Origin of the sequence: Mycolicibacter sp. MU0102 (genome assembly GCF_963378105.1) — a bacterium.
GTDB classification, from domain to species: Bacteria; Actinomycetota; Actinomycetes; order Mycobacteriales; family Mycobacteriaceae; genus Mycobacterium; species Mycobacterium holstebronense.
Genome location: NZ_OY726398.1, coordinates 249,646 through 263,864, shown reverse-complemented (window position 1 = coordinate 263,864; position 14,219 = coordinate 249,646). Strand labels below are relative to the sequence as shown.

Below are 14,219 nucleotides of genomic sequence, written 5' to 3'. Positions count from 1 at the left end.
TACGGTCGTGGCATGAGCGTGGCATTGGATTTCCAGGATTTCACCAAGACCGACGTGATCGTCGACTACGGCGACAGCGCCTTGCTGCTGCAGTTCGACTCCACCATCGACGTGCTGGCATGGACCGCGGCGCTGCATTCCGCCGCGCTGCCCGGCGTTGTCGACATCGTCCCGGCGTCCCACACGGTATTGGTGAAACTGGCCGCCCCCAGGTACCGGGCCGGCGTCCGGCGCCGCCTGACGACCCTGGACGTCGACCCGGACGCAGTCCAGACCCGTGCCCCCGATGGACTCGCAGATGTGGTGGTCGACGTTATCTACGACGGGCCAGACCTGACCGAGGTGGCTGAACTCACCGGCCTGAGCGTCGCCCAGGTCATCAATGCCCACACCGCAACGCCCTGGTTGGTGGGGTTCGGCGGATCCACTCCGGGCTTCGCCTACCTGCTCGGCGGCGACCCCAGGCTGCAGGTGCCCCGCCGCGCCGAGTTGCGTCCGGTTCCGGCCGGCTCGGTGGCGCTGGCCGGCCAGTTCAGCGGCATCTATCCGCGCCAGTGGCCGGGCGGTTGGCAGGTGATCGGCCACACCGACGCCCTGTTATGGGACCTCGAGCGTCCCGCCCCGGCGCTGTTGACGCCGGGCCTGTCCGTGCGATTCCGGGCTGCGTGACCGCCATGACAACCACCCTGGAAGTTCTGCACACCGGCCCGCTGGCCCTGGTCGAAGATCTGGGCCGGGCCGGGATGGGGCACCTCGGAGTCAGCCCGTCCGGAGCGGCCGACCGCCGCTCGCACAAGCTGGCCAACCGGCTGCTGGCCAACCCCGACGATCGCGCCACCATCGAGGTGGCATTCGGCGGATTGTCCGTGCGAGTCCACGGCGGAGACGTCGACATCGCGGTCACCGGCGCCGACACCGACCCGAATGTCAACGGAGTCAGCTTCGGCACCAACAGCATTCAACATGTCCGCGACGGCCAGGTGGTCTCCTTGGGCAGGCCGCGCTCTGGCCTGCGCAGCTATTTAGCCGTGCGGGGCGGCATCGATGTCACCCCGGTGCTGGGTTCCCGCAGTTACGACGTGATGGGTGAGATCGGCCCCGCCCCGTTGCGTGACGGCGATGTGCTGCAGATCGGCGAACGGACCGGCCACTTCCCCGAGATCGACCAGGCACCGGTGGCGACCATCCCCGACGACGTGGTCGAGTTGCGGGTGACACCGGGTCCACGCGACGACTGGTTCGTCGACCCCGACATCATGGTGCGCACCAATTGGCTGGTGAGTAACCGCAGCGACCGCGTCGGCATGCGCTTGGTGGGGATGCCGCTGGAATACCGCTGGCCGGAGCGGCAATTGCCCGCCGAGGGCGCCGACCGGGGCGCAATCCAGATCCTGCCGAACGGCTTTCCGATAATCCTGGGTCCCGACCATCCGGTGACCGGCGCCTACCCGGTGGTCGGGGTGGTGGTCGACGAGGACATCGACACGTTGGCCCAGGTTCAGCCCGGGCAGACCGTACGGATGCACTGGTCTCGGCCCCGCCAGCACCCCGCCTCGCGCTCGGCCTGGTAGGCCCGTCGGGTGCCCGGCCAGGTTCATACCGCCCGCCTGATCCACACCAGCGATCTGGACGATGAGACCCGCCGCGGCGCCCATCGGCTGGTCACCGAAGCCTCCGGGGGCACACTTTCCGACGCCGATTGGCAGCACGCGCTCGGCGGCATGCACGCATTGATCTGGCACCACGGCGTCCTGATCGCCCACGGCTCGGTGATCCGGCGCCAACTGCTCTATCGCGGCAGATCTCTGCGGTGCGGCTATATAGAGGCCGTCACCGTCCAGGCCGACTACCGGGAGCGGGGCCTGGGCACCGCGGTACTTGAGGCATGCGAACAGGTGATCCGCGGCGCGTTCGAGCTCGGCGCGCTCAGTTCTCCAAGTTTCAGCCGCCGGCTCTACACCGCGCGCGGATGGTTGCTGTGGCGTGGGCCCACGGCCGTCCTAGCGCCGACCGGTCCGGTGCGCACCCCCGAGGCGGATGGAACCGTGTTCGTCATGCCGGTGGGTACCGACCTGGACATCACCGCTGAGCTGACCTGCGACTGGCGAGACGGTCACGTGTGGTAGCCGGATGGTTAACGGATGGTTGACGCACGGTGTATGCGCGGTGACCGAACGGTTCACAGGCAAAACCACACGCGATCGCTGGAGTGTTCATAAGAATCAGCCGTGCGATTGAAGCATCGCCCAGACTGATTGTTAACTTAATATTGCATGGACCTCACCGGCAAACCGGCTCGGGACAGCGCGCATCGGAGCTGCTCACTCTTGACCGCGAAGTTTCCAGGGCCCTGACCAGGCTGTACTCCGCACGTCGGCCGCGTCGGCGCCCTGCAGCTTGGCCGGAGACGCTTCGTGCGTCAGGCCCGATTTTGTGGCTCCCTGCCACTCTGCTGCCAATAGTCGCAGGGGCCCGACTTCGGGGCGACGCCTAACGCGCGTGGCCTTATGGTGTGACCGTCACGGCTTGCCCCGGCCCTGACGGTCCCCCTCTCGAAAGACGCACTCTCATGCTGTACGAGTTCTGGCACAACTTCACCCACAACTTGTTCAAGCCACTGCTGCTTTTCTTCTACATGGGCTTCCTCATCCCCCTGCTGAAGATCCAGTTCGAGTTCCCCTACGTCCTGTATCAAGGCTTGACGCTGTATTTGCTGCTGGCCATCGGCTGGCGGGGCGGCGAAGAGCTCGCGACCATCGACTCGTCGAGCATCGGTGGCGTCCTGGGCTTCATGGTGCTGGGCTTCGCAGCCAACTTGATCATCGGATTCGTCGCCTACTGGCTGTTGACCCGGATGACCAAGATGAGACGCGTGGACCAGGCCACCGTCGCCGGATATTACGGGTCGGACTCCGCCGGCACTTTCGCCACCTGCCTTGGCGTGCTGGCCACGCTGGACATCGCGTTCGACGCCTACATGCCGGTGATGCTGGCCGTCATGGAGATACCGGGCTGCATCGTGGCCCTGGTTCTAGTGTCACGGTTGCGGGCACGCGGAATGGACGCCCGCGGCAACATGCCCGGCGAGCCCGGTTACAACAAGAGGGGGGCCCGCCGGCAACTAGTCGCCGCCACCGCCCAGGTGAACGGAGCGCACGCCAAGACGGGTCACGATCACGGCATCCAAGACGAGATCGACCTCGCGCTGGAACGGCAGGAGCACGCCGCGCCGAGCGCGACCACGGTGACTACATCAACGGCACCGCCCAGCGGAGCACTGATGCGCGAGGTGCTGCTCAACCCGGGGCTCTACCTGCTTTTCGGCGGGATCCTCATCGGCTTCGTCGGCCGCCTGCAGGGGGCCTCGGTCATCGAAGACGGTGACCACGTCTTCGTCACCGCGTTCCAGGGGATGCTGTGCCTCTTCCTGCTCGAAATGGGGATGACCGCCTCACGCAAGCTCAAGGACCTGCGGTCGGCGGGACGCGGTTTGATCGCCTTTGGACTGTTGGCGCCCAACCTCTTTGCGGTGGCCGGAATCTTCCTCATCCACACCTATTCGCAAATCACCGGCACCCATTTCGAAGCCGGCAGCTACGTACTGTTCGCAGTGCTGTGCGGCGCGGCTTCCTACATCGCCGTACCGGCGGTGCAAAGAATGGCGATCCCCGAGGCCAGTCCGACGGTTCCACTGGCCGCATCGCTGGGCCTGACGTTCTCCTACAACGTAACCATCGGGATACCGCTGTATATGCAGATCGCGAAGGCCGTCAACATGTGGCTTCCAGTCAGCTGACAGAAGGTTCCAACCGAACGCAACGCTTCTCCAGTTGGCCGGTCAACCAGGCGAAATATCCTGTGCGCGCGGCCAATACGTGACGTGGGCCACTCATAGTCCGTGAGCCCATTGCATTTTCAGGTTCTGCTCTGCCACTTGCCAGATCGGGTCGGTAGGTTCGCACACCGTCCATCGTGATGCGAGATTCTGTGCGTGGCGGTGGCCCAGAGCCCGAGGAGATCGCATGACGAACGGCCACATCACCAATTTCGATCCTGAGGACTGCGCAGCGTGGGAGGCCGGCAATGCCGCCATCGCACGCCGCAACCTGATCTGGTCCACCGCCAGTACCCACGTCGCGTTCTCCATCTGGTCGCTGTGGTCGGTGGTGGTGCTGTTCATGCCCGAGTCGGTCTACGGCATCAAGGCCGGCGACAAACTATTGCTGGCCGCGGTCGCCACCCTGGTCGGTGGATGCGTCCGCGTGCCCTACGTTCGGGCCACCGCGAAATTCGGCGGCCGCGACTGGGCAGTGGCCTCCTCGCTGATCTTGCTGATCCCGACCGTCGGGACGCTGCTGCTGCTCGTCAACCCGGGTCAGCCACTGTGGATGTACCTGGTGTGCGCTGCGCTGACCGGCCTGGGCGGCGGCAACTACGCGGCCTCGCTGGCCAACGTCGACGCCTTCTACCCCCAGCGCCTCAAGGGCGTCGCCCTCGGACTGTGCGGCGGCATCGGCAACCTCGGAGTGGCAGCCATCCAGCTCGTCGGCCTCCTGGTCCTGGCCACCGTCGGCAACACCAAGCCCGAATTGGTCTGCTCGGTGTACCTGGTGCTGCTTGCCGTGGTGGGCACCTGCGCAGCGCTGTGGATGGACAACCTCGACCACGGCATGGAAGAGGTGGGCAGCATCCGGTCGATCCTGTCGGTCCCAGACAGCTGGATCGTCTCAGCGCTGTACTGCGCAGCGTTCGGCTCGTTCATCGGCTTCGCGTTCGCGTTCGCCCAAGTGCTGCACGTCACCTTCGAAAAGGCCGGCCACAGCCCCGCCGAGGCGGCGCTCTACGCCGCACGAATCGCGTTCCTGGGCCCACTGTTGGGGGCCTTGGCCCGCATCTACGGCGGCCGGGTGGCCGACCGCCGCGGCGGGGGCCGCGTCACCCTGGTGGTGTTCCTCGGCATGATCCTGGCGTCCGCCGCACTGGTTGCGACCAGCACCATCGACGACCACACCACCCGCGCAACCACATCGACGATCGCGATCTACATCGCCGCATTCATGGTGCTGTTCATCCTTGCCGGGATGGGTAACGGATCGGTGTTGAAGATGATCCCGTCGATCTTCGAGGCCCGCAGTCGCTCGCTGGACGCCGACGAAGCCGCGCGCCGGCATTGGGCACGTTCACATTCCGGCGCCTTGATCGGGTTCGCCACCGCAGTCGGCGCACTCGGCGGGGTCGCCATCAACCTCATCCTGCGCCAGGCCTACGCCAGCTCCGGGTCAGAGACGCCGGCGTTCTGGGTGTTTCTGGTGTCATACTGCGCCGTTGCGGGTTTGACCTGGGTGATGTACGTCCGTCGGCCGCGAGGCGCTCGAAGCACCCGGGTACCGGTCGACACCGAAAAGATCTCGGCGTGACACCGAACACGAGTCACATAGGGCAACGGTTCCGAAATCGCTCGGTAACACAGATGAAATTCGCTGAGGCTAAATCTTATACATGAGTACCGCTGTCTACGCCGCCGGTCACCGTATCGAGATCGAGGAGAGCCGGGTCCTCGTGGATGGGATGGTCAAGCCAGTCTCTCCAGCCGGCCTGGCCGCCCTGCGCGTCCTAGCGCACCGTCCGGGCAACGTCGTGGCCCGGGACACCCTGCTGCGCGCACTTCCGGGACGGGGCAACAGCACGCACGCTGTGGAGTCTGCCGTGCTCCGACTGCGAACAGCGCTGGGCGACAGCCAGATCGTCGCTACCGTGGTCAAGCGGGGGTACCGACTCGCCGTCGACAGTGAGCAGGGCGCGGCATGATCCCCATCCTGGTCGCGCACGGAACCCGCCAGCCCGACGGGGTCGTTATGATCGGCGAACTCGCCGAACGGGTCAGCGCCCTGCTGGCACAACCGGTCAGAGTGGCATTCGTCGACGTACTGGGACCCAGCCCGGCCGAGATCCTGGCCGCGGAGGCCGAGGACGGCTGCCCGGCCATTCTCGTCCCCGCCTTCCTGGCCCGCGGCTACCACGTCGGCGTCGACGTTCCCACCCAGGTTGCCACCAGCGGTCATCCCGACGTCACGATCACTCCGGCGCTGGGACCCGACGCTCGTGTCGCCGCGGTGGTCGCCGCTCGGCTTACCGAATCAGGCTGGCGCCCCGGAGACTCGGTGGTTCTCGCTGCAGCCGGATCCTCAGACCCGGTCGCGCAGAACGACCTCAAGAACGCAGCGCAGATGGTGTCCGGAATGATCGGATCGCCCGTCACAGTGGCTTTCGCCGCTATCGGTGAGCCCAGCGTTCCCGAGGCTGTCGCCGACCTGCGCAGCCAAGGCGCGTCACGCGTCGTGATCGCGTCGTACTTGTTGGCCGACGGCCTTTTCCAGCGCCGCCTGCGCGAGGCCGGCGCGGATCTAGTGACCGATCCACTGGGCACCCATCGTGGGATCGCCCGAGTCGTCGCCGACCGGTTCATCACTGCCCACACGCGGATTCCGGTGCGATAAACCCCCTTTCGACAACTCCTCTGCGTCAGCGCAAACTTTGGGCCGACGCGGGAACTGTGAATTCCTTTCTGGCCCCGCCGTGTTGATCGGTGCCCCGCGCTGCCTCCTGACTCTCGCCGGAGCCGCTGTGCGCCTCACACGCGACCTTTAGCGCCGTGAGGAGAAGTTCACGGCTGAGTCATCTCGTGCAGCATTGCGGTAACGAAAGATTTCTACCGTGACCACATGGCCCGTTCACACCTGATTACCCAGTGGGATCCCGAAGACACCGTCGCCTGGAACGCCGGCAACGACAAGATTGCGCGGCGCAATCTGATCTGGTCGACAGTTGCTGAGCACGCCGGCTTTTCGATCTGGTCGATCTGGTCGGTAATGGTGTTGTTCATGCCCGAGTCGGTGTACGGCTTCAGCGCCGGCGACAAGTTCCTGCTGGCAGCCACCGCCACCCTCGCCGGCGGCCTGCTGCGCATACCGTATTCGCTGGCCACCGCGGCCTTCGGCGGGCGCAACTGGACGATCTTCTCCGCGCTGGTGCTGTTGATCCCGACCATCGGGATGATGGGCCTGCTGGCCAATCCGGGACTGCCACTGTGGCCTTACCTGGTGTGCGCGGCCATGACCGGCCTAGGCGGGGGCAACTTTGCCGCCTCGATGACCAACGTGAATGCCTTCTACCCACATCGACTCAAGGGCTGGGCGCTGGCGGTCAATGCCGGGGGCGGCAACCTGGGCGTTCCGCTGGTCCAGCTGGTCGGGTTGGCGGTGCTGGCCACCGTGGGTAACCGCCAGCCGTATTGGGTGTGCGCCATCTATCTGGTGGTCCTCGCGGTGGCCGCAATAGGCGCAGCACTTTTCATGGACAATCTCGACGGTCAAAGGGCAGACCTGACGGCCATGCGTGCGATCCTTCCCGAACTCGACACGTGGATCGTCGCACTGCTCTACATCGGCACGTTCGGTTCTTTCATCGGGTTCTCGTTCGCCTTCGGCCAGGTGTTGCAGATCAGCTTTGTGGGCGGCGGCCAGAGTGCCGCGCAGGCCTCGTTGCACGCTGCCCAAATAGCGTTCTTGGGCCCGCTGTTGGGGTCGTTGTCACGGATCTTCGGTGGGCGCCTCGCCGATCGGCTCGGCGGCAGCCGCGTCACGCTGGCCGCCTTCGGAGGCTTGTTCGCAGCCTCCGCGTTGCTCGTCGCCGTGAGCACCCTGGATAGCAACCGCACCGGTCCCACAACGGGTGCAGTCATGGTGGGTTACGTCATCGGCTTCGTAGCGCTGTTCATCGTCTCCGGAATCGGCAATGGCTCGGTGTACAAGATGATTCCGTCGGTCTTCGAGGTCCGCAGTCACCGAATGGGTATGCACGAGAGCGACCGTCGGCACTGGGCGCGGGCCATGTCGGGCGCGCTGATCGGGTTTGCCGGCGCCATCGGCGCGTTGGGCGGCGTAGGAATCAACCTGGCGCTGCGCCAGTCGTATATCACCAGCGGCTCGGCGACCACAGCGTTCTGGATCTTCCTGGTGGGCTATGTCGGTGCCGCGGCGCTGACCTGGCTGCGGTACGTGCGTCGGCCGTTCGTCGCCCCGCAGCCGGCCCAAGCCGCGTTGGCTCCGGCGTAAGGTGTCCACTTCGCTGAGCGGTTATCGGGTCGCGGTGACGTCAGCGCGCCGCGCTGACGAGCTCTGCACCCTGCTGCGGCGCCACGGCGCCTCGGTCTGCGCAGCCCCAGCTATCGCCATGATCGACTTGACCGACGACGTCGTTCTGCGCGGGCGTACCGAATCATTGATCGAGACACCACCAGATGTCCTGGTTGTGACGACCGCCATGGGCTTTCGCGGCTGGATCGCTGCGGCCGAAGGGTGGGGCATCGCCGACCGGCTGATCGCAGCCCTGACCACCGCCCGCATCGTGGCCCGGGGACCGAAGGCAGTCGGCGCGTTGCGCACCGTGGGCCTGTCCGAGGAGTGGTCGCCCGAATCCGAGTCGTCAGAGGCGATGGTCGATTACCTGAAGTCCGATATTGCCGGCGCTCGTATGGCAGTACAGCTACACGGCACCACCGGCGACTGGGATCCCGCCCCCGAGCTGCTCGATCAATTTCGCAGAGCGGGAGCCGAAGTGCTTTCCATCCCCGTCTACCGGTGGCGGCCGGCCCACCCCGGCGGGGAATTCGACCAGCTCACCTCGCAGATCGCCCAGCGACAGTTCGACGCGGTCAGCTTCACCTCGGCTGCCGCCGTGATGGCGACACTCGCTCGCGCGGCCGATCTCGGTATCTCCGACGCGCTGCTTCTGGCTCTGCGGTCCGACGTACACGCGATGTGCGTCGGACCGTTGACTGCGCGGCCGTTGGCGCTGCTGAACGTTCCTACCTCGTCGCCGCGACGAATGCGCTTGGGGGCGTTGGCTCGCCACATCATCGACGAGCTGCCGCGGCTGCGCACCCACACCGTTCAGGCCGCCGGCCATCGAATCGAACTGCGCGGCAGTTGCGTGATAATCGACGGGGTGGCCAAGCCGATGTCGCCCTCGAGCATGGCCACGCTGCGGGCGCTGGCCCACCAGCCCGGCCGAGTCGTATCGCGCCAGACGCTGCTCGAAGCGTTGCCCGGCAACGGCGCCAGCACTCACGCGGTGGAAACCGCCGTACTGCGACTGCGAACCACACTGGGCGACAAGAATATTGTCGCCACGGTTGTCAAGCGGGGGTACCGCCTGGCCGTGGACCAGGTAGATCAGGAAGCGGGCTAGGCCCGACTAGGCGACGGCCCTTTCCGCGACGGGCTCCCCGACCTGTACATAGCCGTCCTCGCTGATCCGAGTGGGGTACACCCGCACCGACACGCTCGGGTCATCCAGGCAGCTGCCGTCGTCGAAGGCGAACGCCTGCTTCTTGAGCGGGGAGATGACCGAAAGCCGGCCCCCGCGGTCACCGACGATTCCGCGAGACATCACCGCTGCACGGAAGAACGGGTCGATGTTGCAGACCGCGCGGACCGAGCCGTCGTCAAGCCGGAACAGGGCCGCCTGCTTACCGTTCGCGAGCAAGACGCCGACGCCGAGTCCTGGAATCAGACTGTCGTAGCGGCAGGCGGTGGTCCAAGTGGCGATGTTGCTGGTGCTCATGATTCCTCCTTAGATGAGCGCACGACCGGGACGGGTAACGGGATCTTGCGGCCGTCGCGCACGGTGAACGCGACGGTGGGGTCTTCGGCGTCGGGGGCGTTGACGAACGAGACGAAGCGCGACAACTTCTCCGGGTCGTCGAGGACGCCCTTCCACTCGTCGGTGTAGTTGTCGACGTGGCGGGCCATCTCCGCCTCGAATTCCTCTGCCAGCCCGAGGGAGTCGTCGCAGACGACCTCGCGGACATGGTCGAGTCCGCCTTCCATCGCGTCGATCCACGGCGCGGTGCGCTGTAACCGATCGGCAGTGCGGATGTAGAACATCAGGAACCGGTCGACGTAGCGGAACACGGTCTCGGTGTCGAGGTCACTGGCGAGCAGCTGGGCGTGCTTGGGAGACATACCGCCGTTGCCGCCGACGTAGAGATTCCAACCGATCTCGGTTGCGATCACACCGACGTCTTTGGCGCGCGCCTCGGCACACTCGCGCGCGCAGCCCGAGACGCCCATCTTGATCTTGTGCGGCGCGCGCAGCCCTCGGTAGCGCAGCTCCAAATCGATGGCCATCTTGACGGAGTCCTGCTGCCCGTATCGGCACCAGTCGCTGCCCACGCAGCTCTTCACCGTCCGCAACGACTTGCCGTATGCCTGACCGGATTCCATGCCGGCGTCCACCAGCTTGCGCCAGATCGCGGGCAGCTGATCCACGCGTGCACCGAACATATCGATGCGCTGACCGCCGGTGATCTTGGTGTAGAGGCCGAATTCCTGGGCGATCTGGCCGATCAGGATCAGGTGCTCGGGCTTGATCTCGCCGCCTGGCACCCGCGGAACCACTGAGTAACTGCCGTTGCGCTGAATGTTGGCCAGGAAGTGGTCGTTGGTGTCCTGCAGAGCCGCCTGCTCGCCGGACAGGATGTGGTCGGAGCCGGTGGACGCCAGGATGGAGGCGACGGTGGGCTTGCAGATGTCACAGCCGTGGCCGGTGCCGAAGCGCTCCAGCAGTTCGGAGAAGGTACGGATTCCGGTGACCTGGACGATCTCGAACAGCTCCGCGCGTGACTGGGCGAAGTGTTCGCACAGCGCCTTGGACTGCTCGACACCCTCGGCGACCAGCAACTCCTTGAGCAACGGAATGCAGGACCCACACGAGGTACCCGCCTTGGTGCAGTCCTTCAGGCTCTGCACGTCGTGGCAGCCGCCGGCGATCGCGTCGCACAGCTGGTCCTTGCTGACGTTGTTGCAGGAACAGATCTGCGCCGCCCCAGGCAACGCACTGATCCCCAGTGCGCTCTTGCTGTCGCCGGAGCCTGCCGGGGCGATCAGGTCCAGGGGATCGCCAGGCAGCTCGGCGCCGACCATCGGGCGCAGCACACCGTAAGAAGAGGCGTCGCCGACCAGGATCCCGCCGAGCAGGGTCTTGGCGTCGTCAGAAAGCACCAGTTTGGCGTAGGTCCGCTTCACCGGATCATTGATCACGACCGACAGTGAGTTCTCGGTCGCCCCCATCGCGTCGCCGAAGCTGGCCACGTCGACACCGAGCAGCTTGAGCTTGGTGGACATATCCGCCTCGCCGAATTCGGCCACACCCTCGAGCAGGCGGTCGGCAACCACCTCGGCGCTGGTGTATCCGGGCCCGACCAATCCGTAGCAGACACCCTCGATGGCGGCCACCTCGCCGATCGCGTACACGTCGGAATCGCTCGTCCGACAGCACAGATCGGTCAAGACACCGCCACGGTCGGCGATCGCCAGGCCGGCCTCACGGGCCAGTTCGTCACGCGGGCGCACCCCCGCGGCGAAGATCACCAGTCCGGCCTCGATCGCGGCGCCGTCGGAGAGGTTCACCCGCAGAGTGGGCGAACCGTACTGGTGAGTCTGCTGCTCGATGGACTCGGTGCCCACGCCGACGTGCACCGCGATGCCCAGCTCCGAGATCATCCGGCTCAGCAGGACACCGCCGGCGTCGTCGAGCTGTTGGGGCATCAGCCGCGGCGCCATCTCGACGATGTGCGGTTCGATCCCCGACGCGCGCAGCGCGTTGGCGGCCTCGAGTCCCAGCAGCCCGCCGCCGATCACCACTCCGGCTCGGGTGTTACCGGCTTCGAGCATGCACTGGATGTCGGCCCGGATCCCGTCCAGATCGTCCAGGGTCCGGTAGACGTGACAGCCGGGCAGGTCGTGGCCGGGCACCGGGGGGACGAAGGCGCGCGATCCGGTCGCCAGCACCAGGGTGTCGTAGCCGTACCGCTGCCCATCGACGGCCAGCACCGATTTGTCGGCCAGGTCGACCTTCTCGACCCGGGTGCTCAGCATCAGCCGCACCTGCTCGTCGTCGGCGTAATCGTTGCCCGGCAGCGCCAGCCGGGACCGGTCCCACCCGTCGGTGTAGGAGGTCAACCCGACGCGGTCGTAGGCGGGATCGGACTCCTCGGCGAGCACCGTGACCCGCCAGTTTCCGCCGCCGGACCGGCTTCTTAGGGCCTCCACGAAGCGGTGCCCCACCATGCCGTGTCCGACCACGACAAGGTCTTTCACAGCGCGCGGGGTTTCGATCGTGGTCATGAAAACGAGGCTATGAAGCCGATATTGCCGGAATATCGCCATACGTTACAAGCGTGTGACGGTCTGCTCACGCGGCTGTGAGGCCCCTCACGACCGCCCATTCTGAAGTGCTCGTTCACCCACGGCGAACACGGAACTTTAGCGTAATCGACTCAAGTTCTATCCGGTGACGGACCGGTACCCGACCGGCACGCAAGCAATCACCACAAGGAGACACCCATGAGCACCCTGACTCTGTGGCAGCGCAAGCCCCCCTTCGACACCGACCGTTGGGTCCGCGACTTCTTCGGTCCGGCCACGGCCAGTGACTGGCGGGCGCCCGCCGCGACCGGGTTCCGCCCGGCCGCCGAGATCATCAAGGACGGCGACGACGCGGTGGTCCGGCTGGAACTGCCGGGCATCGACGTCGACAAGGACGTGACGGTCGAACTCGACGGCGGCCACCTGGTGGTGCGCGGCGAACGCCGCGACGAGCACGCCGAGACCGACGCCGGCACCAACCGCACGCTGCGCGAGGTGCGCTACGGCGCGTTCCGCCGCTCGTTCGCGGTTCCGGCCCATGTCACCGGCGAAGCCGTGACGGCGACGTATGACGCCGGCGTACTGACGGTCCGGGTAGCCGGCGTGTACGCGGGCACCCAGCCGCAGTCCATCGCCATCACCAAGTAAGCCGCCGAAGCACCGTCCGACCCGAAAACCCCTGCACACGCCCGTGTGTGGGGGTTTTCGGCGTCCAACACGTCCTGCGCGCAACGTGATCTGTCTCACGTTCGGTTCCACATGTGATTAGCATCGGGTGAACGTACTGTGATCCGTACCACCCGAGGAGGTCTGGTGTCGAGCACTACCGAACTCGCCGAACTGCACACCCTGATTGGTGACCTGCGGCGTTGCGTGCTGGGGCTGAAGACGCGCTTCGGCGACATCCCTGGAATGCGCCGCATCGAACTGGACGCCGAGCGCATCCTCACCGATGTTCAACTCCTCGAATCCGATGCCGGAGAGCTGGACTTGGAACGCTGGGCGGCCGAGCGGGCGCACGAGAAGATCACCATCCCGGACACCGAATACGACAGCGAATTCTGGCGCGACGTCGACGACGAAGGCGTCGGCGGCCAAGGCAGGTACTGACCCACACCGGGTGCTGCTTGCGGCCAAGGGGCGCCCTCCGACGAACTGAGCCGAAGGGAACCCCACCAGATGAGCGCACCCGCCGTGAACCGTCCCGGCGTCTTCTCGGCGACTCGCGCGCGGATCGCGAATCGCACGCTGCGTAACGACCGCTGGTGGCTGTCGCCGCTGCGGGTGAACCTCGGACTGGACGCGTTCATCATCTACGCGACCATCCGGTCGTTCTGGGGCAGCGCCTACTGGGTTGACAAGTACCACTACCTGACGCCGTTCTACTCGCCGTGCATCAGCGCGTCATGCGTGCCCGGCTCAAGCCACCTGGGCGTCTGGCTACCGGAATTTCCTCGGTGGATTCCCTTGGGGGCATTGGTATTGCCCTTCCTGCTGTGTTTCCGGCTCACCTGCTACTACTACCGGAAGGCCTATTACCGAGCCTTCTGGCAGTCGCCGACGGCCTGCGCGGTTCCCGAACCCCGCGCCCACTACACCGGCGAGACCCGCTTCCCGCTGATCCTGCAGAACAGCCACCGCTACTTCTTCTATGCCGCGTTCGCGCTGGCCGCGCTCAATACCTATGACGCGATCGCCGCGCTGCACTCCGATGACGGGCCTGGCGGATTCGGGTTCGGCGTGGGCAACATCGTGTTGTTCACCAACGTGGCGATGCTCTGGGCCTATACCGGCGGCTGCCACTCGTGCCGGCACGTGTTCGGCGGTCGCCTCAACCACTTCTCCAAACACCCGGTCCGCTACTGGTTCTGGACGAAGATCAGCTGGTTCAACGGCCGTCACCAGCAGTTCGCCTGGATCACCCTGGGCACGCTGGCGTTTACCGACCTCTACATCGCCCTGGTGTCCAGCGGCGTCATCACCGATTTCCGGTTCGTCGGCTAAGTGCCG

At 65.9% G+C, this 14,219-nt stretch carries 13 protein-coding genes and 1 pseudogene; 12 read left to right on the top strand and 2 right to left on the bottom strand.

Features of this window, described 5'->3' with window-relative positions:
* Positions 1-12: 12 nt before the first annotated feature.
* The 9 genes and pseudogenes from RCP37_RS01245 (at position 13) to RCP37_RS01205 (ending at position 9,249) form a co-directional block, all read left to right on the top strand.
* Complete coding sequence (locus RCP37_RS01245; protein WP_308485248.1) at positions 13-669, top strand: 5-oxoprolinase subunit B family protein; 657 nt, start codon at positions 13-15, stop codon at positions 667-669.
* Positions 670-674: 5 nt separating this feature from the next.
* The gene (locus RCP37_RS01240; RefSeq protein ID WP_308487229.1) at positions 675-1,571 is read left to right on the top strand and encodes a 5-oxoprolinase/urea amidolyase family protein; all 897 of its coding nucleotides are present in this window, start codon (positions 675-677) and stop codon (positions 1,569-1,571) included.
* Positions 1,572-1,580: 9 nt separating this feature from the next.
* Positions 1,581-2,126 (top strand): GNAT family N-acetyltransferase, encoded by a 546-nt coding sequence (locus RCP37_RS01235; protein ID WP_308485247.1) that lies wholly within the window; start codon positions 1,581-1,583, stop codon positions 2,124-2,126.
* 443 nt (positions 2,127-2,569) lie between these two features.
* Entirely contained in the window at positions 2,570-3,796 is a 1,227-nt protein-coding gene (locus RCP37_RS01230; protein WP_308485246.1) for a sodium-dependent bicarbonate transport family permease, read from the top strand.
* A 226-nt stretch (positions 3,797-4,022) separates the two neighbouring features.
* The gene (locus tag RCP37_RS01225) at positions 4,023-5,417 is read left to right on the top strand and encodes an MFS transporter (protein WP_308485245.1); all 1,395 of its coding nucleotides are present in this window, start codon (positions 4,023-4,025) and stop codon (positions 5,415-5,417) included.
* 100 nt (positions 5,418-5,517) lie between these two features.
* Positions 5,518-5,808: pseudogene (locus tag RCP37_RS01220) on the top strand (winged helix-turn-helix domain-containing protein); the annotation flags it as partial.
* Positions 5,805-6,497 (top strand): sirohydrochlorin chelatase, encoded by a 693-nt coding sequence (locus tag RCP37_RS01215; protein ID WP_308485244.1) that lies wholly within the window; start codon positions 5,805-5,807, stop codon positions 6,495-6,497. The pseudogene RCP37_RS01220 and the gene RCP37_RS01215, both read left to right, overlap by 4 nt.
* Before the next feature lie 225 nt (positions 6,498-6,722).
* Positions 6,723-8,114, top strand: a complete 1,392-nt coding sequence (locus RCP37_RS01210) for a nitrate/nitrite transporter (RefSeq protein ID WP_308485243.1) — start codon at positions 6,723-6,725, stop codon at positions 8,112-8,114.
* Between the two features lies 1 nt (position 8,115).
* Positions 8,116-9,249, top strand: coding sequence for a uroporphyrinogen-III synthase (locus RCP37_RS01205; protein WP_308485242.1), 1,134 nt, complete (start codon positions 8,116-8,118; stop codon positions 9,247-9,249).
* A 6-nt stretch (positions 9,250-9,255) separates the two neighbouring features.
* Here RCP37_RS01205 and nirD read toward each other — a convergent pair whose 3' ends face one another.
* Positions 9,256-9,624: a nitrite reductase small subunit NirD gene (nirD, locus tag RCP37_RS01200; protein WP_373693089.1), complete on the bottom strand. Its 369-nt coding sequence runs from the start codon at positions 9,622-9,624 to the stop codon at positions 9,256-9,258.
* On the bottom strand, positions 9,621-12,188 hold the full coding sequence (gene nirB / locus RCP37_RS01195) for a nitrite reductase large subunit NirB (RefSeq protein ID WP_308485241.1): 2,568 nt from the start codon (positions 12,186-12,188) through the stop codon (positions 9,621-9,623). Before nirB ends, nirD begins: the two co-directional genes overlap by 4 nt.
* 219 nt (positions 12,189-12,407) lie before the next feature.
* On the opposite strand from nirB, the gene RCP37_RS01190 reads away from it, so the two are divergent.
* From RCP37_RS01190 to RCP37_RS01180, 3 genes are all read left to right on the top strand, one after another.
* Positions 12,408-12,857 carry an Hsp20/alpha crystallin family protein gene (locus RCP37_RS01190; protein ID WP_308485240.1) on the top strand — a complete coding sequence of 150 codons (450 nt, stop codon included), beginning with the start codon at positions 12,408-12,410 and terminating at the stop codon, positions 12,855-12,857.
* Positions 12,858-13,022: 165 nt separating this feature from the next.
* Positions 13,023-13,319, top strand: a complete 297-nt coding sequence (locus tag RCP37_RS01185) for an Rv0250c family protein (protein ID WP_308485239.1) — start codon at positions 13,023-13,025, stop codon at positions 13,317-13,319.
* Positions 13,320-13,388: 69 nt separating this feature from the next.
* Positions 13,389-14,213 (top strand): succinate dehydrogenase subunit SdhC, encoded by an 825-nt coding sequence (locus RCP37_RS01180; RefSeq protein ID WP_308485238.1) that lies wholly within the window; start codon positions 13,389-13,391, stop codon positions 14,211-14,213.
* Positions 14,214-14,219: the final 6 nt, after the last annotated feature.